The following is a 24,690-nucleotide window of genomic DNA, read 5'->3' as shown; positions in this document are numbered from 1 at the left end:
CATGAGACAAGCCCCTGGAAAAATACCTCCTCTTCCCACACGCTATCCCGACGAATCGATCTATCAGGCGTTGAGTCGCTTGGGGCTGACCAGCGACGCCACCCGGCGACTTATCGCGACCGATACACGCGATGTCAAAAACATCAACGTCTACAAGGATGTGGTCAGCGGTGTGGTGTTCATCGACGGCCACTATGTGGGAAGCGACACCTACGAAAGCGGCGAGTACCGGAAAAATTCCGTTGCAGACCCGGCGGCAACTCTTCAGGCGGGATTTGAAGACCATGTCGACACGACCCGCAGGCTGGAAAGCTACAAGCAGTTTGTCACCGGAAAAGTCATCTGCGATTTCGGGTGTGGCGCCGGATCCTTCCTGAATGCTTCGAGGCCACTGGCGAGCCGGGTCTGCGGCATAGAGCTGCAGCTCGACTACCTGAGCGCCCTCAAGTCCAGCGGCATCCCCTGCGTCAATACCCTGGACCAGATGGAAGGCGATTGCGATACGGCATTCCTGTTTCACTCTTTCGAACATCTTCCCAACCCGTCGTCGGTGTTGCGCGATCTTCACGCCGTACTTAAAAAAAATGGGGCTGGCCGGATCGTCATTGAAGTGCCCCATGCGAGGGATTTTCTGGTCGAGGGGCTGTCCTGTCCCGAGTTCCTCGAATTCACCTTGTGGTCTCAGCATCTCATCCTGCACACCAGGGAATCGTTGAAGTCGTTTCTCGAAGATGCCGGCTTCAAGTCGGTTGTTATCGAGGGCGTGCAGCGTTTTGGCATTGCCAATCATCTCCACTGGCTGAGACATCAGCGCCCGGGCGGCCACAAGTCGAATCTTTCCGTTCTGGAAACGCCGTCGTTGAAGCAGGCATATGCCGACGCGCTTTCGCGACTCGACGCCAACGACTCGCTTGTCGCCATTGCCAGCACCTGAACAAGTGTCAAGCGCGCCTGGCCGATTGCCCATGTCAACTCCTCGTCAGGCGTCAAAACTGATCGTGTTTGATCGCGATGGAACACTGATTCGCCATGTTCCCTATCTCTGCGACCCAACCCAGGTCGAACTCCTCCCAGGAGTCCGCGAGGGTTTGTCGCAACTCAAACTGGCGGGTCATAAATTGTTCCTGCATACCAACCAGTCCGGTGTGGGACGTGGCTACTTCCCGATTGAGGCCGTCATACGATGCAACGAGGAGCTCATTCGCAAGCTCGATTTCGACACGAATGTTTTCGAGGAAATCTGCATCTCTCCTGAATCGCCGCAGCAGGTGATGGCCTATCGCAAGCCCTCGCCGCGATTTGGTTGCGAATTGCTGGTCCGCTATCGACTTGCGCCGGCCGACATGTGTTACGTCGGAGACAACCTGACGGACTTGCTGACCGCCTCCAACATCGGCTGTCAAGGTGTAGGCGTGAACACAGGCGTCCACGACCTGGATCACGAACTCACCCAGGCGGGACTGACGGACAAATTTGCCGTCTGCCAGGACTTCGCACAGGTCACTGCCTGGCTGCTCCAGACGATGAGGGATAGCGCATGAAGCCGGATCACCTTCTGGTCCTGGCAGGCGGATTTGGCACGCGCCTGCGCGCTGCGGTGCCGGAACTACCGAAACCCCTCGCGCCGGTGGCCGGCCAGCCCTACCTCGCCTATCTGATCGATCATTGGGCAGCACAGGGAATCGTCCGGATGACGTTCCTGTTACATCATCAGGCGCCACTGATTGAGCAATTCCTCATGGAAAAAAGGACGTCCGACAGCCTCCGCCACTGTGAGCTTGATACCTTGACCGAAGCTGTGCCACTCGGTACTGGCGGCGCGATTGCCTACGCGGTGCGGGAACTCGGCCTGGAGGAGGCGTTCCTCGTCGCCAACGCGGACACATGGCTGGGCGAGAGCTTGAACCGGCTGGGCGATGCCCAGGCGCCAGCCATGAGCGTCGTGCATGTCGACAATACCGAAAGATATGGTCGCGTGGAAATAGCAGGCCATAAAATAAGTACGTTTACCGAAAAAAAGAACAGCGTTGGTCCGGGCTGGATCAATGCCGGCATGTACCGGCTTGACGCCAACCTGTTCCGGGACTGGGACGGTCGGCCTTTCTCGATTGAGGACGAAGTCTTCCCGAGTCTGGCCAGCACGGGTGAACTCACGGCGGTGCCATTACACACCGAATTTGTCGACATCGGTATTCCAGCTGACTATTTCCGGTTTTGCCGGTGGATTGAGTCTCAGAAAGCAGGTACTTTGTGAGTCTTAATGTATTTCTGATTTCCGAATCGGCATCCCTGCGCGAAGCGCTTGTACAGATCGAGGCGAACCACCACGGGATCGTCCTGACGATGAACGCCAAAGGCCGGACCACGGGGCTTGCGACGGATGGCGATATCCGGCGCAAGCTGCTCGACGGCGCATCGCTGGACGATCTAATTTCTTCTTGCGCCAACCCCAGCTTCGTGTGGGCCGACAGCTCCACGCCGCGTGAGCTTTTGCTGAAGCAGCTGGATAACCGGATTCAGGTTATCCCTTTGCTCGATCAGACCGGCAAGCTGGCGGGTATCGTCAGCAGGGATTACCTTCCCGCGCAAAGAGAAGGGCCCATCTATGCAAGAGCCCGCTCACCGGTGCGCATCAGTTTTGGCGGCGGCGGTTCTGATCTCACGCACTTCTTTGCGGGCGAAGGGGGCGCGGTCATCAACACGACCATTTCCCTGTACAGTCACGCCACGCTTCGCAAGCGCAGCGACGCACGGATCCGGATTCATTCGCGGGATCTGGGCACATCGCTTGAAGCCGAAGATCTTCAAGGCGTGCTGGGTCTAAAAGGTGACTTCGGGCTTATTCAGGCCCTGCTCAAGACCGTTCATCCTGATTTCGGATTCGAGTTGTATCTGCACTCCGATTTTCCGATGAATTCAGGCCTTGGTGGTTCCGCCGTTGTTTCCGCGACCGTGCTCGGCTGCTTCAATCAGTTCCGCCAGGACCGCTGGGATTCGCATGAAGTCGCCGAACTCGCGTTCCAGGCCGAGCGCCTCTATCTTGGCGTCGCTGGCGGCTGGCAAGACCAGTACGCGACCGTTTTCGGCGGTTTCAATTTTATGGAATTTCGCATGGACCAGAATATCGTCCATCCGCTACGGATTCCGACCGATGTCCAGCTTGAACTTGAAGAAAGTCTTGTTCTTTGCGACACCGGCACGCCGCATGATTCGGGCGACATCCATGAGGACCAGCGCAACCATATGCAACAGGAAGGAATCCGGCAAAAGGTTCAGTCCAATGTCGAGCTGACCTACCGCATGCGCAATCACCTGCTAAGGGGGCGATTGCTGCAGTTCGGACAGTCGTTGCATGAGGCCTGGCAGTTCAAACGCCAGTTCAGCAGCAAGATATCCAGTAGCCGGCTCGACCAGATCTATGAGGAAGCCTGCGCCAACGGGGCCGTCGGCGGCAAGCTGCTCGGCGCAGGCGGCGGTGGCTTTTTTCTTTTTTACGTCACGCCATTCCGCAAACACCAACTGATCGCCAAACTCGAAAGCCTGGGACTCAAGGTGCGTCCGTTCCGCTTCGAACAGGAAGGCTTGCGCGCCTGGTCGTCGCGCGAAGGCAAAAATCAACCCCACCCGGAAAATTCATGACTATCAGCATCGCCAACTTTGAGATCGGAGCGGACCGGGCTTTTGTGATTGCCGAGATCGGCAACAACCACAACGGCAGCTACGAGCGCGCCTTGCAGATGGTCGACCTCGCGGTGGAGATGGGCGCGGATTGCGCCAAATTCCAGATGCGCAACCTCGACGAGGTCTATCGCCAACGCACCCTGCGCAAAGACGGAGAAGATCTAGGCACTGAATACGTGCTCGACCTGCTGCGGCGCTTCGAACTCTCGATAGACCAGCACCGGGAATTGGCCGCGTATTGCGCGGCCAAGGGTATCCTCTACCTCTGCACGCCTTGGGACAACAAAAGCGTCGATGTGCTCGAAGGCATGGGTGTGCCTGCCTACAAGGTGGCGTCGGCCGACCTGACCAATCTGCCCCTGCTGGAAAAACTGTGCGCCACCGGCAAGCCGCTGATTCTTTCAACCGGTATGAGCTCGCGCGAAGAAGTGCAGATCACCGCTGATTTCCTGAACAAACGAAAAGCCGGGTTTGTATTGCTTCACTGCAACAGCACCTACCCGGCACCGCTGCATGACATCCACCTCAGATGGATGGAAAAGCTGCGCGGGATTCATCCGCTGGTCGGCTACTCCGGCCACGAACGCGGCATAGCCGTGACTCTGGCCGCAGTGGGCTTGGGCGCCTGCGTCGTGGAGCGCCACTTTACGCTGGATCGCAGCATGGAAGGCCCGGACCATGCCGCCAGCCTGGAGCATGCAGAGTTCAAGCGCCTCATCGAGGGCATCCGCGAGATCGAACAGGCACTGGGTGATGGGCGCGAACGCCGCATTTCCCAGGGCGAAATGATCAACCGTGAAAACCTGGGCAAAAGCCTGGTGGCAGCGATGGCATTGACGAAGGGGACGGTCATCAAGCCCGAACACGTTCAGGTGCGCAGTCCGGGCCAGGGGCTTTCACCCCAGCACTACGAGAAGCTGTTGGGGCGTACCCTTCAGCATGACCTGAACCTTGAAGACTTCTTTTACCCGTCTGATCTCAGGGACGAGCGCATCGAGCCGCGCCCTTACTCATTCCAGCGCCCTTGGGGTGTACCGGTCAGGTACCACGACTTCCAGGAATACAACGCGCGCATCAAGCCCGATCTGTTTGAGTTTCACTTGTCTTATTCCGACATGGAGCTCAAGCCCGATGATTTTCTGAAAGGCACTTACCCCTGTGGTTTTGTCGTCCATGCACCAGAGCTGTTTGCAAACAGCCGGCTGATGGACCTGGCTTCACCTGATGAAGCCTATCGCGCCCAGTCGGTGCAGGAAACGCAGCGTGTCATCAACATCACACGAGATTTGAAACGATTCTTTCCACAAACCACGCGCCCCATGATCGTCGCCAACATTGGCGGTTTCACCATGGACGAGCCATTGCCCTCGTCGGTGATTCAGGCCTACTACGAGCGGTTTGCGAAAAGCCTGACCGAACTGGACATGGACGGTGTGGAACTGATTCCTCAGACCATGGCCCCCTTCCCCTGGCATTTTGGTGGCCAGCGCTTCCAGAACATCTTTGTGCGCATCGAGGAAATCGTCGAATGGTGCAAGCGTTTGCACTTGCGCATGTGCTTCGACATCTCGCACACGCGTCTGACCTGCAACCATTTCGGCATCGATTTTTACGACTTCGCCGAGAAGATCGCACCGCTGTCTGCGCATCTTCACCTAGGCGACGCCGAGGGCCTGAACGGGGAGGGGCTGCAAATCGGTGAGGGCGATATCGACTTTGTGCGCCTCGGAGAAATTCTTCGCAAAGGTTGCCCCCAGGCATCCTTCATCCCCGAAATCTGGCAAGGCCACAAAAACGGCGGCGAAGGCTTCTGGATTGCGCTGGAAAAACTGGAAGGCACGCTGTGAACGTGCCCATGGAACTGCACGCAACAACGCAAGCTCTAGGTGAACTAAAGGTACAAATACGCGCGTCCATTGCCGTCAAGGAAAAACTCCTGGCCGATGAACAGTTGCTGAACCAGATACGTCAGCTGGCACTAAGCTGCATTGCAGCCCTGAGGTCCGGGGGCAAAATTATCTTTGCCGGCAACGGCGGCAGTTTTGCCGACGCCCAGCACCTGTCCGCGGAATTCACCTCACGTTTCCTTTTTGATAGGGCGCCACTGGCTTCCCTGGCTTTGGCCACCAACAACTCGGCCATCAGCGCCATCGGCAACGACTATGGCTACGAACAGATCTTTGCGCGGGAACTTCAGGCCATAGCAAAACCTGAAGATGTTTTCATTCCCATATCCACCAGCGGCAACAGCGCCAATATTCTGGCAGCGGTGTCGGTTGCGAAAGAGCTGGGTGTCACCACCGTTGCATGGACGGGCGCGGGCGGGGGGCGGCTCGGCCAGATGTGCGATTGCATATGTATTCCCTCATCCGAGACCGCACGAATTCAGGAGTGCCACATCCTGATCGGCCATATCGTCTGCGGCTTGGTTGAAGCCGGCTATTTCCTGAAGGAGAGTTGAAGATGACCAAAGTCGTAGCCCTCATTCCGGCCCGTGCCGGCTCCAAGGGCGTGCCCAACAAGAATGTGCGCTTGTTGGGAGGCCATTCGCTGCTGGCCTGGTCCATAGCCGCGTGCCTCAAGTCGTCCAGGATTGACCGTGTCATTGTTTCTACTGATTCGGCAGAGTACGCTGCTCTGGCGACCAAGCTCGGTGCCGAAGCGCCCTTTCTGCGTCCTGAGGCGATCTCTGGCGACCGTTCAACCGACTATGACTTCATCGTTCACGCGCTGGACTGGCTTGCAGCAGAAGCGGGCGAGCCCGACTATCTGGTTCACATACGGCCTACAACCCCCTTGCGCGACCCGCAACTGATTGACAATGCGGTGAAAGCCTTTATGGACACGCCTCACGCGACAGCTTTGCGGTCAGTCCACGAAATGCCCGAGTCAGCTTACAAAACTTTTGAAATGGCGGCAGGCGGCCAGCTCAAGCGCCTCGGGGCCGACAACACCGCGCTGGACAGTGCCAACAATGCCCGCCAGCAATTCCCGAGCACCTACCAGGCCAATGGCTATGTCGATGTGCTGTCTACTGCATTCATCCGCAAAGCGGGGCTGATGCATGGCGACCACGTCATTCCATTTGTGACTCCTTCGGTGGTGGAAGTCGATACAGAAGACGACTTTGCACATCTGGAATTCCAGCTCACACGGATTCCAGACATCCTCCAAAAACTTTTTAATTGAGAAATTTTTATGGCCGCACATTCTTTTTGCCTCCAACCGCAGCCGGTTCCCTTCGTCGCGACAGCAAACCGCACGATCAAAACGGCTATCCCGGCACCGGGAACGCGTGAAGTTCTGGAGCGGCTGGAGGCTTGCGAGTCCCGCTCCATGCATGGCCAGTTGCCGCTGGTCTGGGACCGGGCCGAGGACTTCAGCATCTTCGACGCTGCCGGCAACCGCTGGATTGACTTCACCTCAACAATTTTTGTGGCGAATGTCGGCCACTCCAACCGGCACGTCACCGCTGCCATGAAAGCCGCGCTGGATCGCCCCCTGTATGGCTGCTATGCCTATGCCCATGAAGGCCGTGCGCGCTACCTCGAAAAACTCGTCAAATTTGCCGGTCCCCCCTTCGAAAAGGCATTTCTGCTGTCGGCCGGCACGGAAGCCACTGAGGGCGCATTGAAACTCATGCGCATGCACGGGCAAAAAGAGGGAAAACGGCGCCGCGGCATCATTTGCATTGAAGGCAACTGGCACGGTCGCACCATGGGCGCGCAGATGCTCAGCAGCAACCTGGCCCAGCGCGAATGGATCGGCTACCAGGATGCCGACATCCACCACATCCCTTTCCCCTATCCGTGGGCCCTGGCTGGCCGCACGCCCGAAGCGTTTCTCGCCGAAAGCTTGGCCAAACTCGAGAAGGCCGGCATCGACCTCGCGCAGGACGTCTGCGGCTTCATGCTCGAGACCTTCCAGGGCTGGGGCGCGGTGTTCTATCCAACGGAGTATGTGCAGGCAATCGAACGCGTCTGCCGAAAGCACGCCATCCTGCTGACCTTCGACGAGATGCAGGCCGGTTTCGGCCGGACCGGCAAGGCTTTCGGCTTCCAGCACTACGGCGTGACGCCTGACCTGATTTGCTGCGGCAAGGGCATGGGCGGCGGCGTGCCGCTGTCCGGTGTGATCGGCCGCGCCGCGATCATGGACCTGCCGGACGTCGGCAACATGAGCAGCACGCACTCGGCCAACCCCTTGGTCTGCGCTGCTGGCCTGGCTGTGATCGAGGAGATGGAAAACCGGAACCTTGTCGCCGAAACTGCGCGAAAGGGCGAGCTGCTTTTCGCCGCGCTGCACAAGCTGCAAGCGCGCTTCCCCGACCGTATCTCGCACCTGCTGGGGCGAGGCCTGATCGCAGCTGTGCTGTTCAAACACCCAGAAACCGGTGCGGCCGACGGCCCGTTCACGAGCAAGGTCGCCGAACTCTGCATGCAGAAGGGCCTGCTGGTCGTGCATACCGGGCGTGAATCGATCAAAATTGGTCCGCCGCTGACGATCACCGACGAGGCGCTGCTCGAAGGCGTCGAGGTGCTCGGCGAGGCGATCGCCGAGACAATCGCCAAATGATTACGCAGATCCGTCATACCGGTCTCGTCGTTGCTGACCTCGAAGCGGCACTGCGCTTCTGGCGCGACCTGCTCGGCTTCACGGTGGCGCGGCAAATGGACGAGTCGGGGCCACACATCGACGCCATGATGGGCCTCAAGGACGTGCGGCTCACAACCTCGAAGCTGACCGCGCCCGATGGCGGCATGATCGAGCTGCTGTATTTTCATTCGCATCCCGACCAGCCGACCTGGATCGGAACGCCATACTCGACAGGCTTCACGCATGTCGCGCTGACTGTGTCCAGCATGGACGAAGCCTATGAGAAGCTCACTGCCGCGGGGGTTTGCTTCAAGGCCGCGCCGCAGTACTCTCCCGATGGGGCCGTGAAAGTCATCTACTGCGAGGCCCCCGACGGAGTGCTTCTGGAACTTGTGGAAATGCTCAGACCATGACTAGAACCCAACGCGACTATGTCGACGTCGTCTACAACGAGACCGACCGACCCCTCACCAACTATCCCGCGCGGCTGGCGCACTATCTGTTCGATCGTTACCGGATCAAGGCAGGCCAGAAGCTGCTGGACATCGGTTGCGGCCGCGGCGAGTTTCTCGGCGGCTTCATCGACTGCGGCGTGGTAGGCCACGGCGTAGATCGCTCGCGTTCCGCCGAGAAATACTGCCCCGATGCCGACCTGCGCACCGCCGATCTGGAGAAGGAGCCGCTGCCGTACGAAGACAATTTCTTCGACGTGATCTATTCCAAATCGGTGATCGAACACTTTTATTACCCCGAGCGCCTGATTCAGGAGATCTATCGGGTGCTCAAGCCTGGCGGCATTGTGATTACGCTGTGCCCCGACTGGGAATTCAACTACCGGATCTATTTCGAGGACTACACGCATCGTACGCCGTTCATGCAGTCCTCGTTGCGCGACATCCAGCTGATTCACGGCTTCGAGAACATCGAAGTCGAACGTTTCCGGCAGTTACCGGTTCTTTGGGGCCAAGGCTACTGGCTGCTACCCTTCGCCGAACTCACGCGTCTGTTAGCGCCGAGTTTTTTGAGAAAGCAAAGCAAATGGGTAAGGTTCTCCAAGGAAATCATGCTGCTCTCCAGCGCCACCAAACCTCTTGAAACAGCAGCGGATTGATATGCCTACAAACACACGTCTCGGATTCATGCAGGGGCGGCTTTCGCCGCTCGTGGACGGCCGGACCCAGGCCTTTCCCTGGGGATGCTGGCAGAGCGAGTTCGCATCGGCCCGCCAGCATGGCTTTGACCTCATGGAGTGGACGCTCGATCAGGATCTGCTCTATAGCAACCCGCTGCTCACCGAGGCCGGTCAGGCCGAGGTCACGGCGCTGCGGGCGCAGCACGGGATACGCATCGGCTCGCTGACCGGCGACTGCTTCATGCAGAGTCCGTTCTGGAAGGCCGAGGCGGCGCAAGGCGAACAGTTGCAGGAGGACTTTAGAGCCGTGGCCAGGGCCTGCTCCGCGGTCGGTATCGTCATGATGGTGCTGCCGCTGGTCGACAACGGCAGCCTGACGACACGCGCGCAGGAGGACCTGCTGGTCGACGTGCTGCAGGCCCACGCGCCGCTGTTGACCGAACTCCGCGTGCAGGTGGTTTTCGAGTCGGATTTCGCGCCGGCCGAACTCGCGCGCTTCATTGACCGGCTGGACCCGGCCCTGTTCGGTGTGAACTACGACATCGGCAACAGCGCCAGCCTCGGCATGCGTCCTGCCGACGAAATCGCAGCCTATGGTCACCGCATCGTCAACGTGCACATCAAAGACCGCATGCTTGGCGGCACAACGGTGCCGCTGGGAACCGGCAGCGCCGATTTCGAGACGGTATTCGCGGCGCTCGCGAGGGCCGGCTACCGCGGTAACTACATCCTGCAGACGGCCCGCGCGCAGGACGGCGACCATGCAGGCGCGCTCTGCCGCTATCGCGACATGGCGCTCGACTGGATCGAGCGCCATGGATCTTGAGCTCGCCGGCAAAACAGCTCTCGTCACCGGTTCCTCGCGCGGAATCGGCCGCGCCATTGCCGAAGCGTTGCGGGTCGAAGGCTGCAAGGTCGTCCTGAACGCGCGCCATCCTGATGAGCTGAACGCGACCGCCGTGGCGCTGCAGAGCCCGGCGATAGCCGGCGACGTCACGCGCGCCGACGAGGCACGGCGCGTCGTCGACGAGGCGGTCGGGCTGCTCGGCCAGCTCGACATCCTCGTCTGCAATGTGGGCAGCGGCCGCTCGGTCGCGCCGGGCACCGAAACGCCCGAGGAGTGGCAGCGCGTTTTCGCTATCAATCTCTGGAGCGCGATCCACATGGTGGAAGCGGCGCGCGGCGCCCTTGCGACCTCGCGCGGCGCAGTGGTCTGCATCTCGTCAATCTGCGGCCTCGAGGTTGTGCCGGGAGCCCCGGTCACGTACTCGGTCGCCAAGGCGGCCTTGCATGCCTACGTGCGCGGCATCGCGCGCCCGCTCGGCGCGCAGGGCGTGCGCATCAATGCGATCGCACCGGGCAATATCCTGTTCGACGGATCAGTCTGGCAAAAAAAACTCGCGGCTGACGCGGCCGGCGTGCAGGCCATGCTGGAAACCAATGTGCCACTGCAGCGGCTAGGCACGCCGCGCGAGATCGGCGAACTCGCCGCCTACCTGGCATCGCCGCGCTCGGGCTTCGCGACCGGCTCGATCTGGACGCTGGACGGCGGGCAGGTCCGCGCCTAGACGCAACTCCAAGGAATACCCATGACCACAGCATTCAGGAAGTTCAACCTCACTGGCAAGACCGCCCTGATCACCGGCGCCGCCGGATTGCTCGGCCGCCAGCACGCTGCGGCTCTGCTCGAGAGCAGCGCCAGCGTTGTTCTCACCGATATCAACGAGGGTGCGCTCGCCTCGACCCGCGAATTTCTAGCGGGCTCGGCAGACCTCCACCGCATCCACACGGCGGTCCTTGACGTTTCGAACCCCGTCTCAGTCGCTTCACTGTCGGCGCGGCTCGCAACAGAGAGCCGTCGCATCGACATCCTGGTCAACAACGCGGCAATCGACCCGAAAGTCACGGCCGGCGCCGGCATCGTCGAGAGCTCACGACTCGAGAATTTCCCGATCGAACAGTGGAATCTGCAGATCGCGGTTGGCCTTACGGGCGCATTTCTGTGCAGTCAGGTTTTCGGAGCGGCCATGGCCGCCGACGGTAAAGGCGGTGTGATTCTGAGTATCGCGTCGGATCTCTCGGTGTTCTCGCCCGACCAGCGCCTGTATAGCAAAGACGGACTGCCTCCCGAGCTGCAACCCGTCAAACCCATCACCTATTCGGTCATCAAGGCTGGTTTGGTGGGGATGACCCGTTACCTAGCCACCTATTGGCCGGAACGAGGCGTGCGCGCCAACGCCCTCTCTCCCGGTGGGGTCTACACTGGTCAGGGAGACGAATTTGTCACGCGTCTGACTTCGCTAATCCCTCTTGGCCGTATGGCCGCCAAAGAGGAATACAGGGCAGCCATCCAGTTTCTCTGCTCCGATGCTTCGGCCTATATGAATGGACAGAATATCGTCATGGATGGCGGCCGATCGGCGTGGTAATTACAACATGCTGCGTAACCGCCCGATACTCTGGGAAAACGGCAGTTTTTATAATAGTCAAGGAATATTTGTCGTATGTTGGTAAGTTTTGGATTTGAAGAGGTCAATGAGGCCGTCATTAGAAACGCCCAGATCTGGCGTTATAAAAAAGTGATGGGTGGCAATGAAAAAATAGCGGTGCTGGTCCCCGATATATTTTCCGGCTTGTATTTCCATGCCGACACGGCCATAACGTTCAGTGCAACCAATATACAAAAATACTCGACCATTTCCGAATATCACCCTTCCAGAATGGAGCTCAAGTGGTATTCCGTCTTGGAAAGGCTGCATAAATTTTTTTATAAGTTCGAGCTCACCCGCGCCATGAGCTACCACCTTTTCCGGCGAACACCTCGACAGGATGTTTTTTATATAAAGAGCGGGCTGGAAGGAAAATTACTGCAAAAAATCAGGAAAAAACTGGGAGCTCAGAAATACATCCGAATGTCGGATTATTTCGATCTCTCCACCGGCCAAGCGGTGGAGCCAGACCTGACAAAATGGTTCATTACCAATCTTGAATATATACAGGCGATGATTGCATCTGGCGACTACTGCAAAGCCAGGAATGCCATCCTGCAAGCCAAGGAAAAACCTGTTGTTGTCTTGAGAACAAGGAATTTCCAGAACAAGGCGGTCGTTCACAATTCAAAAAAATCAATTCTCCGGCCACTGATCATTGAACTGTTGAAGTTCGACTGCAAGGTCATCAACATTGGAACGCCGGCGTTGCCATTGGACATTGCCGATGCGAACTATGAAGAACTGACTCATAGCATGAGCATCGCAGATGAATTTGCGTTATGCGCAAATGCATCCTGCACGATCATGACCACGGAGGCCGGAAACTACATGGGCCTGGCGACGGTGGATTTGCGAATGGTGCAATACGACGACGAAGTGTTCGAAAGTCTTTTCAAAAGTCCGCTCAGTCTCATGAAAGCCAGATACCAAGCAGGGCTTGAGGACCTCGATATCCGACATTATGTGAAGGCCGAGCGTTGGTCCGATGCAGCAGCCGCGATTCATGACTTTGCAATCCACCCCGGAATCAACGAAAATTCGGGCAAAGAGACCACCCGGCCACAGCTGGTCGCCCTCGGACTCGTCAACGTGTAGCGACAGACGTGACGATATAAATCTGAATTCAGTCAATCGAATTTGCGATCGAATGGCTCAACAATATTGAATTGAATGTCAAAAAATATGACGAATACGCCCCCCATCATTCAGCTCATGCAGCTCAATAACAATTACGGAAATCAATATTATCTTCCTTACAGTATTGGGGTCCTGGCCGCGTACGTCAAAAAGAATCAGAAGCTTAAAGAGGCCTTCAAGTTCAATCCTTTCCTCTACAAGCGGGCCGCCGTGGAGGAGATTGTGGAGGCGATCGGGTTTGTCGACGTGTTCGGTGTATCTGCATATACTTGGAACTGGGAATTGAGCGTCAGAGTCGCGCAGAGAATTCGGGAAGTCAATCCGGATGCCTTGATCATATTCGGCGGCCCTCACGTGCCGGATTCCAGCCCCGAATTCTTCGACCAATATGGCTTTATAGACATAGCTGTCCACGGTGAGGGCGAAATGATCTTCGATGAAATACTGACCAAGTATCTGAGCAAGGAATGTTTTCGGGAGGTGCCTGGTATTTCCTTCAACGACCGGAAAAATGGCGAAGTTATCACCAACAAAAAGCCGTCGCGCATGAAGGATTATGCGGAGTTGCCGTCGCCCTATCTCGAGGGCGAGTTTGATGCGCTGGTTGCGGACAATCCGGAAGTGGAGTGGATGGCGCCATGGGAAACCAATCGCGGATGCCCTTTTCAATGCACCTTCTGTGATTGGGGTTCGTCGATCGCATCAAAAGTGAATGAATTTCCGGGGGACCGGATTGCCCAGGAAATCGAATGGTTTTCGAAAAACAAGATCGGCTACATTCTTGGCTGCGATGCGAATTTCGGCATTCGCAAACGGGACATCGATATTGCCACCGCGCTGGTCGCGTCCAAGAAGAACACCGGTTATCCGAAGGATTTTGCCGTGTGCTTCACGAAAAACAGCACCGAAGCCATCTTCGGCGTGGGGAAAATCCTGCATGCTGGCGAGATGCTCAAAGCCGTATCGATCAGCATGCAGAGTCTGGATGAAGGCGCGCTCAAGTCGATCAAGCGCGACAACATCAAGCTTGAGGTATTCAAGCAACTTCAGTCCAAATACAACGAGGCCGGAATAACGACATTCACCGAATTGATCTTGGGACTGCCGGGGGAATCTCGCGACTCGTTTGCGAAAGGCATCTGCACCTTGCTGGACAATGGCCAGCACAGCCAGATATACATCTACAACTGCTCGATCATGCCCAATGCGGAAATGGGCGGCAAGGTCTACCAGGACATGTTCCGGATAAAGACGGTGGCGATTCCGATTTTTACCGCGCATTCCAAGAAAGACGATTCCGATGCGATTGTGGAATATGACCGCATCATCGTCGAGACGGATACCATGGACAAGGGCGATTGGCGCGCGATGCACCACTTCGCATGGATTATCCAGTGCTTTCACATGCTTGGCTTGTTCCAGGGCGCAGCCATCTTCCTGCGCAACTACGCCAAGGTGAGTTATCACGACATCTACTCGGGATTGCTGCAATATGCCTATGCCAATCCGGAAAGCCATATCGGGCAGGAGATCGCGATTTTGAATGGCGTTCTTGACGGCGTTCTTGACGGCCGCGAGTACGGCCAATATCTGCCGGAAGACTCCGACGTGTCCTGGCCAGCCGAGGAGGCCTCGTTTTTGCGGCTCTCGAAACGCAAGGATGAGGTATATGCCGAGCTTCACCAGTTCACGCTGGAGCTTCTGGCGCAAAAGGAGACCCCGGTCAATGCCGACATCGTCAAAGCCCTCCTGAATTACCAGAAGATCGTCATTGCGAACCCGCACGATGTCGGCGATGCGGAAATGGTTTTTGAATACGACATCCCCGACTTTATTTCGGCGCACCGTAACGGATTGACCAAGGAGCTGGTCGAGAGAAACGTCAGCTACCTCATCAAGAGGCCGTACAACTTCGCCGGCAATCTGGAGCTGTTCTCGCGGAACATCGTATGGTACGGACGGAAACGAGGGCGCCTCACCTATCAACACCATGCAGTGACAGAGGACGAGGAACTGGTCGCCTAGGCCACGGGTAACGCGAATAGATCATGAATGCGTTGGCCGAGCTGCAACAGGAAATCAATGTCGACGAGTTTCAGCTTGAGACCTTGAGAAAGGTCATGGACGAACAGCTGACGAACGAACGCTCCAACGCTATCGCCTCGATCAAGGATCTCGTCAGAACCTATCAGATCGAGCCGGCCGAGCTGTGGGGCGCGGACAAAACGGCGCGAAAGCAGAAGCCCAAACCGGAGAGCTCGTGCAGGAGTGTGGTAATGCCGAAGTACCGGGATCAGGCCAGCGGCAGTACCTGGTCGAGTCGCGGCAAGCCGCCGCGCTGGCAGGCGGAAGAATTTCAGCGGACGCAAGAAAGAGGATTTCTGATCTGAAAATGCGCTCGATCTTGTCGTCAAGGCTTCGACCTTTGCCGTCTAGCTTTTGTGACACCCCTTCAACACACCTTAATTCCACCCCCTGCTCAATGTTTGGATACGGATCAACGGCATAGATCAACACATGATCTACATATCGGTCGATAACGACTACCATGGACAACTTGCACTTTCGATCATCAGTCAGTGTGGATTCGACCGTTCCGACGTTGTATTCCTATCGCATGTTGCGAGGAGAAATACGCTGGTACCTCAATCAGGTATGCAGATCGAGGAACTCAGCTCTCATCCCCTTTGCAGCGGCGGTGGATATAAAAGCGTGCGCTCATACATCCGGTCATTCCTGCATCAAATATCTCTGGCCAAGCGTTTCACCTTCAAGCCGGCAGACACCTTGATCCTGATCACGGAGTATCAGCTCAACAATGCACTGTTTGCGAAAAAAATGAAGAAGGCCGGAGGGCGCACTCTCCTTTTTGACGAGGGTATCGGCTTTTATTTCAACAACAGTCCCTTTCACAAGAAGCATGAAAGATTTCGCAACTTTTTTCTGATGCAGGTGTTCAATCTTATTTTTCGGACGATGGGAATACCAGCGCATGCATGTGCCGGCCAGGAAGGTATGCATGTCCGAATCAATGACAGATATATAGACCATGTGTTTTCTGGAATGAAATTGCCGATTGACCGAAATATTCCGGTCCTTGGCTATCGAACCCTGCCGGATAGCGTCCGCGACAAAGACATGTCGGAATCGGATGCCATCGTTTTTTTTGCGGTGAATTTCGCGTGTTTCGGACTCGAAAGCGAGGAGCGCAGTCTATCGAGAAAGGCTATCGAGGTACTGGCCACCCGGTTTTCTAAGGTCTATATAAAAATTCATCCATCGGACTGGATCTCGAAAAACAAAAACTTCAATTTTTATATGTCTCTTCAAAGTGACACTATCAGCATAGTGGCCCAGTCGATGTCGGTGCTTGAAACACTGAACGAATATCGGCCTAGACAGGTCGCCGGAACCATGAGCACAGCTTTGTTCGAAGCGCTACTGCAAGGTTGTCAGCCCATATTTCTGTATCACCTTATGCCCTATACCAAGCAGTTTGGCGTTTACGAGTTTTTGCTCAAAAATCTGAACTACAACTTCATCAGAAACTTGGGCGAGATCGGCCCGCATTATTCGTCCAACATTACCTTGCAGGATCTTACCTATGACCAGAGTCTTCCCGCTCAGATAAACCGGTTTCTCAACCAATCGCTAAACAACAGGGGGGCGTGAAGCTTGTTCTATATTATTTTTGGGCGTGCAACCCGGCTTGTACTGTTACTCACCATAATCCAACCGACAGGCAGGGCTACCACTTGCTGACCATCATTTTTGGCCGTGCGGCCCAGTTTATCCTGCTGCTGTTGGTGATGCGGGTGGCCACAACTTATTTGCCGCCAAGTGAGATGGGCCGCCTTTCGCTGATCACGGCGGCGACGGCCTTTTTTGCGCTGTTTCTCGTTAATCCGATCGGTATGTTCATCAATCGCCGCCTCCATGCGTGGGACGAACTCGGGCGGGCCAAATATTACCTCAAGTTGCATTGGGTCTATCTGCTCGGCGTATGTGTCATCGCCGCGCTGACGCTTGCGGCGCTCAACAGCATCCACGCCTTTGGCTTTCAATTCAATACCGCATGGCTGCTGGTACTTGTTTCAGGATCTTTGCTGTTCAACACTGTCAATCAGACCGCAATACCCTCACTTAATTTGCTGGAATTCCGGGGTCGCTTTATTGCGTTGACTCTGGCGACCATAGGCGCCGGCTTGGCCAGTTCGTTCGTTCTGGTTGAAATGTTTCAGCCGACAGCCGAGTACTGGTTGTTGGGTCTGCTCATCGGCCAAACTGTGCTTGCTGTGATTGGGGTCAAACTGTTTTTTGACAAATTGCGCCCTGAAGGCCCTGTTACAAAAATCTCTCGCCCCCAGCTTCGGCTGCTTTTTGACTTTGCCTGGCCGGTCGCCATCTCGGTCGGCTTTAACTGGCTGCAAACCCAGGGCTACCGGTTTTTTGTTGCGGACTCATTGGGTCTTGTAGCACTGGGACTGTTTGTCGCCGGTTACGGCATCAGCGCCGGTTTGATGGCCGCATTCGAGTCTGTACTGACCACTTACTTTCAGCCCCGGTTCTATAAACGTGTGAGCACCAGCAGCCTGGCAGAGCAGTCACTGGCCTGGAATAAATACGCCGGAGCCATTTTGCCCTCGCTCATGCTTGTCACATTCCTGCTTGCGGGTCTGGCGCCCGAGTTGACACGTTTCATGGTGGGCCCTGCGTACCAGTCCGCATCACAATTTGTGGTTTGGGGTGTTCTGGCTGAAGGGGCCAGAGTGCTTGCGGGCGTTTACAGCATGTCTGCTCACGCCAAAATGAAAACCCGTCTGCTTTTGCTGCCCAATTTATTGGGTGCGGTAATCTGTATTGCACTCATCTGGGTCCTTGCGCCCGCAATGGGCGCGCACGGGGTCGGTTTGGCCCGCTCGCTCGCGGGCATTGGCATGGTGGTGGCCATGCATTACATGATGATCGTGATTCTTGAGATGAGGCTTCCTTACCGGCTTCTCCTGAAGGGAGCAGCCATGGGCCTGGTGCTTTTGTTGATTGCCACCGCAGGCCGTTGGATGCTGGGGGGTACTGAAAGCCTGATCACTGCCGGACTTTTGATAGTGGCCACCGGCCTGGCTTTCCTGCCCATGTTTTATTGGCTGCTCTATCCGTTTTTGCCCAGGCATGACAAGGTCTTATGAAAATTCTGCTTGCATGCATGGAGTATGACTATGGCGATCCCTCACGTGGACACTCCTATGAGTACTACAACTTCTACCAAAGCCTGAAGGATCTCGGCCACGATGTGGCCATGTTTGATTACATGGCTGAGCTCAAGCGCCTGGGCAAGAGCGAGATGAACCACCAGTTGCTGGCACTGGTGCAGTCTTCCAAGCCGGATTTGGCCATGTTCTCGCTGTATACCGACCAGCTCGACCCCGCCACGGTGAGCCAACTGCGCCAGCACACCCGCACCTTGTGCTTCTTTCATGACGATACCTGGCGCGTCGAGTTTTCCCAATTCTGGGCCCGGCATTTTGATTTTTTTACCACCCCCGATGTTTATGGCGAAAGGAAATACGCGGCTTTAGGGTTGCCCAACGCCATTCACTTCCCGTTTGGCTGCAACGAAAAGCTTTATCGTGAGACCGGTTCACCTAAACAATACGACGTGTCGTTTGTGGGGGCGTGGCATCCTTACCGGGAATGGCTGATCAAACGCTTGCACAAGGAGGGTTTCGCCGTCAAAGCCGTAGGCTATCGCTGGCCTGGCGGCATCGTTTCCCACGAGCAGATGGTGGCGCTGTTCAATGAAAGCCGTATCAATCTGAACATGTCCAATTCAGCGTCCTGGGATGCGCGTTATCTGCTCGCATCTCCCAGAGGTTTGATCAACCGCATTCGCTCGCCAAAGTCTGTCGAGCAGCTAAAAGCCCGGCATTTCGAGATCAATGGCTCTGGTGGCTTTCAGCTTTCCTATTACGTGGAGGGGCTGGAAAGACACTATGAGATCGGCGCCGAGATTGGTGTGTATCTGGACCCGGACGATCTGCTTCAAAAAGTCAAACTCTATCTGGCGAACGACGCCCTGAGGGAGTCTGTAGCCCGTGCGGGGCATCAGCGAACCTTGGCCGAGCACACATTCCAAAAACGCTTTGCACGGGTGTTTGAACGCATGGGGCTTGCTTATGTCTAACCTCACACCATTAGTCTGCATCTGCATTCCGACCTATAACGCGGAGAAAACGATCGCGGCAACAATCCGTTCGGTGTTAAGTCAGACATACCAAAATATTCTGGTCCATGTCGTCGACAACAACTCCAGCGACGGCACCGCGGCTGTCGTGGAGAGCTTCCCCGATGAACGCATCACCCTGTTCCGCAATGCTGTCAATGCGGGCGCTGAAGGAAATTTCAACCGCTGCATAGCGCTTGCCAAAGGCAAGTACACCGCTATCTACCACGCTGACGACATCTACGAGCCCGAAATGGTGGCTACCCAGGTGGCGTTTTTGGAGCAGCACCCGCAGGCCGGCGCGGTATTTACGGAGGCGTTGCTGATCAACGAGCATGACCTGCTCATCGGAGAGATTCGCCAGCCGAAGAATCTTGCCGCAGGCGGGCCTTTGCATTATTTTCCAGAGGTGCTCAAGGCCATTTTGGAGCATTCGAATTTCCTGATCTGCCCCAGCGTGATGGCGCTGACCAGCGTCTACCAGGAGGACATCAAATCGTGGCGAGGCGAGCTGTTCGGATCAAGCGCTGACCTCGACGTGTGGCTCAGGATGCTGCAGCGCGGTCCGGTCGGTATCCTTCCGCAAGCAACCATGCGCTACCGTATCAGCCGGAGCCAGTGGTCGGCCAATGCGCGTGTCGATACCGGTCGCGCCGCATTTTTCAGTGTCGTTGATCACTATCTGGCCCAACCAGACGTCCGGAGCCTGCTGACTGCGCACGACCTGAAGAATTACCAACGCCTTGAGCGCAGGGACCAGGTGATGCGGGCCGTCAACGCGCTGCTGCAGGACCAGCCTGAACAGGCCGCGGCACTGTGCCCCGACATTTTTTCCATGAGTGCGCTGAAGGCCGCCTGGCAGACGCGGCGCGGCATGGCCGTGCTGGCGCTGGGCCTGTATCTGAAAATGATGTTATCGCTGCGATGCCATCGCCTTGCCAAGGCGTCATTGATCCATATGAAGAGGATGACCAACAAGTGATTCCCGACAACGCCCCCGATATGACATACGTTGATCCACCTTCGCCGGCCTACTACGAAGACAGGCTGTTCGACATATCGAATGCGACGCTCAACCGGGACGATTCCCTCGTTCCCTATGCACGCGTGCGCCAAGCCTTCAGAGCAGCAGGAAAAGATCTGCGGACTGCGGACTATCTCATGAAAGCGCCAAAGGGTGAGGCGGTCAGCAACTATTATTCGCTGGGCGTTCTCGACAACTACAAAGCGCTGCTTGAACGAGCCGACGTGTGCTTGAAGGCCTTCATCATTTTCGAACCACCGGTGGTAGATCCACGCCTCTACAAAGCTTTGCCAGAGCTGACAGCAGCTTTTGAAACTGTGTATGTTCACAACACCATAGGAGATGGCTACAGTCTGAAGGGAGTTGATCTCTCCAAACTTCGGCAGCTGTATTGGCCGCAACCGCGCGATGAAGTGATCCTTCAGTGTTGGGAGCGGTCTGAGCGCCTTGATCGCATCGTCGTGATCAATGGCAATCACATACCGCGAAAAGTCCCGCACGAACTTTACAGCAAACGAATTGAAGCGATGGCTGCTCTAGCGCCGCTCGGTGTCGTCGACCTGTATGGCCGAGGCTGGGCTAAATGGTGGTCGCGCGCCTCGATGTGGCTGCCCTACTGGAGAAACCGCAAGACGCTGATGTCGATCTACAAGGGGGCATGCGATTCGAAATACGAAGTTTTGAGCCAGTACAAGTTCAGCCTGTGTTTCGAGAACATGGCCATGAAAGGCTACGTCACCGAGAAAATATTTGATTGTCTCTATTCGGGGACCATCCCACTCTACCTTGGAGCTCCTGATATCGCGGCCCTTGTACCGTCAAATACTTACGTTGACTGCAGAGCGTTTAAGTCGTGGTCAGAAGCGTACGACGCGATGATGAAAATCACTCCAGCCGAGATCATGAAGATGCGAAACGCCGGTCGGAACTTTATTCGAAGCGAGGATGGCTTGAAATTTTATGACTCTCTCAATCATGTTTTTTTTGCAGATTAGATATGCAAGTTAAGACATCCTCAACGCTCCTGTCTGCTCCTTTTTCACCCAAGCTGGGTGTTTGGATCGCGCTCGCAGTTTTCGCATTTCTGTTTACAGCTGGATTCATCGGCTACATCGGGTCGAAATTCATCTACCTACTTTTTACAGTTTCTTTTTCTACACTTTTGCTCAGCGGGATTTACTATCCGAGCACGTACAGCTACTTGTTTTTAACAATATTTCTCTGGCTAGGTTTTTGGTTTAAATTTACTGCCAATTTTCTTTTGCTTGGTTATTTTCCATTTGAAGAGCCAGTAGGATATTTTTTGGAATCAGCTTCTGGATGGGACCATGCACTCTGGATCGCAATTGCTGGAAGCACCGCAGTAATGTTTGCACGCCTTCTGTACAAATTCACGAAATTTGGTTCTACTGTGGCGATAAGAAAAAAAATAATACCACCAATCTGGTACTCGCGTTTTAGATCGTGGCTATGGATGATTTTGATCGCTAGTATTATCGGACTTGCGCTATTAAACGGTATATACGGGATTCAGCAAAGCGGATTAGTTCCCCGTACTCGTTTGTACTGGCCGCTTAATGCTGTGACCTACTGGTTGCTGAGCACTGGATTTAGTATGGCTGCTGCTACTTTTTTGTGGTGGGATATAGGCCTTAGGAAAAATCTAGTGATTCCAGTCTATGCGATATTGGTAGAGGCTCTTTTTTCAACAGTCTCACTGCTTAGTCGAAGCGTCTATTTGTTTCATGTAATACCTCAGTTGCTTGCGTTAATAGTTAATAGAGGTTCTATTTTTTCGATGCATAAAAAAAATGCTATATTAATAGTCATTGTATTTTTTATTCTTTTTGTTGGATCAGTAATTAGTGTTTCCCTATTAAGGGATGTTTACTACTCGCCCAAAATCGGCTCAATAGCTTCGATTGATAAGCTACCAGCTTCCTATTCTAAAAATGAGCTTGCCGCAACATCTTCAATTCGATTGAAATTGCTACACCAGTTGATTATCAACCGCTGGATAGGCATAGAAGGGGTATTAGCCGTATCTTCATACCCAAAAAAAAGCCCCGCGCTTTTCTTTAATGCACTGATGGTCCAATCATCCATTGATAATGTTGATGTTTATCAAAAAATAAGTAATTCGGCATATCAAGAGGTTGATGGCTCCAAATATCAGTTTGCAAGTTTACCGGGGGCGACTGCCTTTTTATATTATTCTGGCAGTGCTTGGTATGTAATTTTTGGCATGTTTTTTCTAACTTTTGTTGCGATGTGCAGCGAACGGCTGGTCCTCTTGATGACAGGAAACGTTACCTTATGCGCGCTGTATGGGGTCAACGTCGCAAATGCGATTGCGCAACTGGGCGTTACCCCGCGGCAACTAGTTCCGCACTTGGGAATGATTGCTGCCACAGTGGTAATTATTTGGGTAATCCAATCCGCCATGTTTAACCGATTCGTCACTCATGCCTGGCGAGGTAAATCGTGAACCGGCTTTGGAAAATGGCGACTGATTCCCCAAGCGATATGCCTGCTGGCAAAGCAAGAAAACTTGCCATCGCTGCTGGTCTTATTTTCTGGTGTGTCCTGACAGGCCTTGCCGCGACAAAATACCCCTCGTCCGGTCTGGTCTATCTACTTTTTTCCGCGGCCTTCCTGTTGTTATTGATCAGTGGGTTTTTTCAACGAGCCAGCTACAGTTACTTTTTTCTCGTGCTATTTCTCTGGCTCGGGTTCTGGTTCAAGTTCACCGTACATCTTTTATTTGACTACCCTTTTGTAGAGCCCGTCGGAGATTTCTACGGCCCAGGCTACCCTTGGTACCGGGCGACATGGATAGCGCCAGTAAGCTATTCAATGGGCGAAAAATTGGCATGGGACAACGTGCTATGGGTCGGAATTGTCGGTGCCGTCGCAGTCATTGCGGGGCATGCTGTTTGTTGCTGGCGAAGGAAAAATGATGTGGCAGAAATACAGTCTGACAGTACCCATGTGCCGCGCTGGTACCCGTCAGCCAGAGTGTCGCTTTGGGTGGGCCTGTTGTTTGTCATTGTTTCTCTTGCTGTACTGAACGCCGCTCTCGGAATCCAGCAGGCCGGCTTGGTCCCCAGAACCGTTCTGCCCTGGCCACTCAATGCATTGATATCATGGACTGTGAGCATAGGCTCCGCTATGGGCGTCGCAACCCTGTTGCATTGGGATATTGGACTGAGGCGGCGTGCGACCTTGCCGGCCTATGCAATTCTCCTGGAGGCATTTGCCTCTACGGTCTCTCTTTTAAGCCGTGCTGCTTACATCTTTCACGTACTGCCGCAGCTAATGGCTCTTTTGCATAACCGTAGGCATCTGAACGGCATTGGAAGGCTAGGGGCTGTCGCATTTGGCTTGGTCGTCGCCTGTCTTTTTGTTATTTCGATTGGGGCCGTCACAGCCCTAAGATCAGATTTTTATTGGCAAGTATCGCGAAGCGATTCTGCCATTGACGCGCCAGGCAATCGATCGACAACACAAGCGGAAAACGCCCCCTCCCAAAACACGTCGCCTCGCCTTCAGATACTGGAAAGTGCCATCGCTGAAATAACGATGATGATAAAAGCCGGAAAAAACCAAGAGATGCAACTGCAAAAATTGCTGCAAGAAAAAGACAGATTAACTTCGGATATGCCTACCGATAGTACATCCGGCCATTCTTATGACAATACTTCGTCAGGAACTGTTCTTGAGGTCTCTGCAAAAATGGCCAGCTCGATAAAAACAGTGATTTCCAATATTCTTCAACTTGCAGCCGATCGCTGGATCGGCATAGAGGGAGTAATGGCCGTGCAGTCACACGGCGAAAAAAATATTGATTCGCTCTCAAATGCCATTACCGAGAAGCGTGAAGTTGGGAAAATTACTTCATATCAAAAAATAAGCAACTCTCTGTATGCGGAGATGGATAAAACAAAAAATCAGTTTGCCAGTCTCCCGGGAGCCATGGGATTTTTTCTTGTCGGTGGTTCATTGTGGTTTGTCGTCGCAGGCATGTTTGGACTTACTTTGCTTCTTCTACTCAGTGAACGCGCCATCTTCGCCGTCACAGGAAATCCGTTTCTTTGCGCTTTAGTTGGATTGACTATGGCTAATACAGTAGCCCAATTAGGCGCGGCACCAAGGCAGAATTTGCCATATTTCTTCATGATTCTCCTGGGAGTTCTAGTTATCTCGCTGCTGCAATCTGAATTTCTTTTCAAGATATTTAAAAAAATCAGATTTTGCAGCAGCATCAATTAACAAAATTTCTTCTTCTTCTTCTTCTTCTTCTTCTTCTTCTTCTTCTTCTTCTTCTTCTTCTTTGTGATAGATGCAACCCCCATCCCTAAAAGCCATGCGAATTATTAATATGGATTTCTAATTTTATACAAGCAGG

The 24,690-nt window shown here is 54.7% G+C and carries 23 protein-coding genes; all 23 read left to right on the top strand.

Annotated features, from left to right (window positions below; genetic code table 11):
* Position 1 precedes the first annotated feature (1 nt).
* The 23 genes from B7X65_RS08750 to B7X65_RS08640 all read left to right on the top strand — a co-directional run bounded on the left by B7X65_RS08750 (position 2) and on the right by B7X65_RS08640 (position 24,554).
* Positions 2-934 carry a class I SAM-dependent methyltransferase gene (locus B7X65_RS08750; protein WP_293593901.1) on the top strand — a complete coding sequence of 311 codons (933 nt, stop codon included), beginning with the start codon at positions 2-4 and terminating at the stop codon, positions 932-934.
* A 31-nt stretch (positions 935-965) separates the two neighbouring features.
* On the top strand, positions 966-1,541 hold the full coding sequence (locus B7X65_RS08745; protein WP_293593900.1) for an HAD-IIIA family hydrolase: 576 nt from the start codon (positions 966-968) through the stop codon (positions 1,539-1,541).
* Positions 1,538-2,254 (top strand): sugar phosphate nucleotidyltransferase, encoded by a 717-nt coding sequence (locus tag B7X65_RS08740; protein WP_293593899.1) that lies wholly within the window; start codon positions 1,538-1,540, stop codon positions 2,252-2,254. Before B7X65_RS08745 ends, B7X65_RS08740 begins: the two co-directional genes overlap by 4 nt.
* A complete protein-coding gene (locus tag B7X65_RS08735) occupies positions 2,251-3,639 on the top strand; it encodes a CBS domain-containing protein (protein ID WP_293593898.1) in 1,389 nt (462 codons plus the stop codon). Before B7X65_RS08740 ends, B7X65_RS08735 begins: the two co-directional genes overlap by 4 nt.
* Positions 3,636-5,528 (top strand): N-acetylneuraminate synthase family protein, encoded by a 1,893-nt coding sequence (locus tag B7X65_RS08730; RefSeq protein WP_293593897.1) that lies wholly within the window; start codon positions 3,636-3,638, stop codon positions 5,526-5,528. The genes B7X65_RS08735 and B7X65_RS08730 overlap by 4 nt, the downstream gene beginning before the upstream one ends.
* 8 nt (positions 5,529-5,536) lie before the next feature.
* On the top strand, positions 5,537-6,142 hold the full coding sequence (locus B7X65_RS08725) for an SIS domain-containing protein (RefSeq protein ID WP_293593896.1): 606 nt from the start codon (positions 5,537-5,539) through the stop codon (positions 6,140-6,142).
* 2 nt (positions 6,143-6,144) lie between these two features.
* Complete coding sequence (locus B7X65_RS08720) at positions 6,145-6,870, top strand: acylneuraminate cytidylyltransferase family protein (RefSeq protein ID WP_293593895.1); 726 nt, start codon at positions 6,145-6,147, stop codon at positions 6,868-6,870.
* A gap of 9 nt (positions 6,871-6,879) precedes the next feature.
* The gene (locus B7X65_RS08715; protein ID WP_293601943.1) at positions 6,880-8,256 is read left to right on the top strand and encodes an aminotransferase class III-fold pyridoxal phosphate-dependent enzyme; all 1,377 of its coding nucleotides are present in this window, start codon (positions 6,880-6,882) and stop codon (positions 8,254-8,256) included.
* Positions 8,253-8,690, top strand: coding sequence for a VOC family protein (locus tag B7X65_RS08710; RefSeq protein WP_293593894.1), 438 nt, complete (start codon positions 8,253-8,255; stop codon positions 8,688-8,690). The genes B7X65_RS08715 and B7X65_RS08710 overlap by 4 nt, the downstream gene beginning before the upstream one ends.
* The gene (locus tag B7X65_RS08705) at positions 8,687-9,388 is read left to right on the top strand and encodes a class I SAM-dependent methyltransferase (protein ID WP_293593893.1); all 702 of its coding nucleotides are present in this window, start codon (positions 8,687-8,689) and stop codon (positions 9,386-9,388) included. The genes B7X65_RS08710 and B7X65_RS08705 overlap by 4 nt, the downstream gene beginning before the upstream one ends.
* Position 9,389: 1 nt before the next feature.
* Entirely contained in the window at positions 9,390-10,235 is an 846-nt protein-coding gene (locus tag B7X65_RS08700) for a sugar phosphate isomerase/epimerase (protein ID WP_293593892.1), read from the top strand.
* On the top strand, positions 10,225-10,977 hold the full coding sequence (locus B7X65_RS08695) for an SDR family NAD(P)-dependent oxidoreductase (protein WP_293593891.1): 753 nt from the start codon (positions 10,225-10,227) through the stop codon (positions 10,975-10,977). Before B7X65_RS08700 ends, B7X65_RS08695 begins: the two co-directional genes overlap by 11 nt.
* A 21-nt stretch (positions 10,978-10,998) precedes the next feature.
* Positions 10,999-11,838: an SDR family oxidoreductase gene (locus B7X65_RS08690; RefSeq protein ID WP_293593890.1), complete on the top strand. Its 840-nt coding sequence runs from the start codon at positions 10,999-11,001 to the stop codon at positions 11,836-11,838.
* A gap of 75 nt (positions 11,839-11,913) precedes the next feature.
* Positions 11,914-12,996 (top strand): hypothetical protein, encoded by a 1,083-nt coding sequence (locus tag B7X65_RS08685; protein WP_293593889.1) that lies wholly within the window; start codon positions 11,914-11,916, stop codon positions 12,994-12,996.
* Positions 12,997-13,113: 117 nt separating this feature from the next.
* Positions 13,114-15,063 carry a radical SAM protein gene (locus B7X65_RS08680; RefSeq protein WP_293593888.1) on the top strand — a complete coding sequence of 650 codons (1,950 nt, stop codon included), beginning with the start codon at positions 13,114-13,116 and terminating at the stop codon, positions 15,061-15,063.
* A gap of 23 nt (positions 15,064-15,086) precedes the next feature.
* Positions 15,087-15,428, top strand: a complete 342-nt coding sequence (locus tag B7X65_RS08675) for an H-NS histone family protein (RefSeq protein ID WP_293593887.1) — start codon at positions 15,087-15,089, stop codon at positions 15,426-15,428.
* A gap of 127 nt (positions 15,429-15,555) precedes the next feature.
* Complete coding sequence (locus B7X65_RS08670) at positions 15,556-16,710, top strand: polysialyltransferase family glycosyltransferase (protein WP_293593886.1); 1,155 nt, start codon at positions 15,556-15,558, stop codon at positions 16,708-16,710.
* 83 nt (positions 16,711-16,793) lie between these two features.
* The gene (locus B7X65_RS08665) at positions 16,794-18,224 is read left to right on the top strand and encodes an oligosaccharide flippase family protein (RefSeq protein ID WP_293593885.1); all 1,431 of its coding nucleotides are present in this window, start codon (positions 16,794-16,796) and stop codon (positions 18,222-18,224) included.
* Complete coding sequence (locus B7X65_RS08660; protein WP_293593884.1) at positions 18,221-19,219, top strand: glycosyltransferase; 999 nt, start codon at positions 18,221-18,223, stop codon at positions 19,217-19,219. Before B7X65_RS08665 ends, B7X65_RS08660 begins: the two co-directional genes overlap by 4 nt.
* Entirely contained in the window at positions 19,212-20,240 is a 1,029-nt protein-coding gene (locus B7X65_RS08655) for a glycosyltransferase (protein ID WP_293593883.1), read from the top strand. Before B7X65_RS08660 ends, B7X65_RS08655 begins: the two co-directional genes overlap by 8 nt.
* The gene (locus tag B7X65_RS08650; protein ID WP_293593882.1) at positions 20,237-21,277 is read left to right on the top strand and encodes a glycosyltransferase family 10; all 1,041 of its coding nucleotides are present in this window, start codon (positions 20,237-20,239) and stop codon (positions 21,275-21,277) included. The genes B7X65_RS08655 and B7X65_RS08650 overlap by 4 nt, the downstream gene beginning before the upstream one ends.
* Before the next feature lie 2 nt (positions 21,278-21,279).
* Positions 21,280-22,770, top strand: a complete 1,491-nt coding sequence (locus tag B7X65_RS08645) for a hypothetical protein (protein ID WP_293593881.1) — start codon at positions 21,280-21,282, stop codon at positions 22,768-22,770.
* Positions 22,767-24,554, top strand: a complete 1,788-nt coding sequence (locus tag B7X65_RS08640; RefSeq protein WP_293593880.1) for a hypothetical protein — start codon at positions 22,767-22,769, stop codon at positions 24,552-24,554. Before B7X65_RS08645 ends, B7X65_RS08640 begins: the two co-directional genes overlap by 4 nt.
* Positions 24,555-24,690: the final 136 nt, after the last annotated feature.

The sequence above is a fragment of the Polaromonas sp. 39-63-25 genome (genome assembly GCF_002278925.1).
Lineage (GTDB): Bacteria > Pseudomonadota > Gammaproteobacteria > Burkholderiales > Burkholderiaceae_C > Polaromonas.
This window is presented reverse-complemented; position numbering and strand designations above follow the sequence as displayed.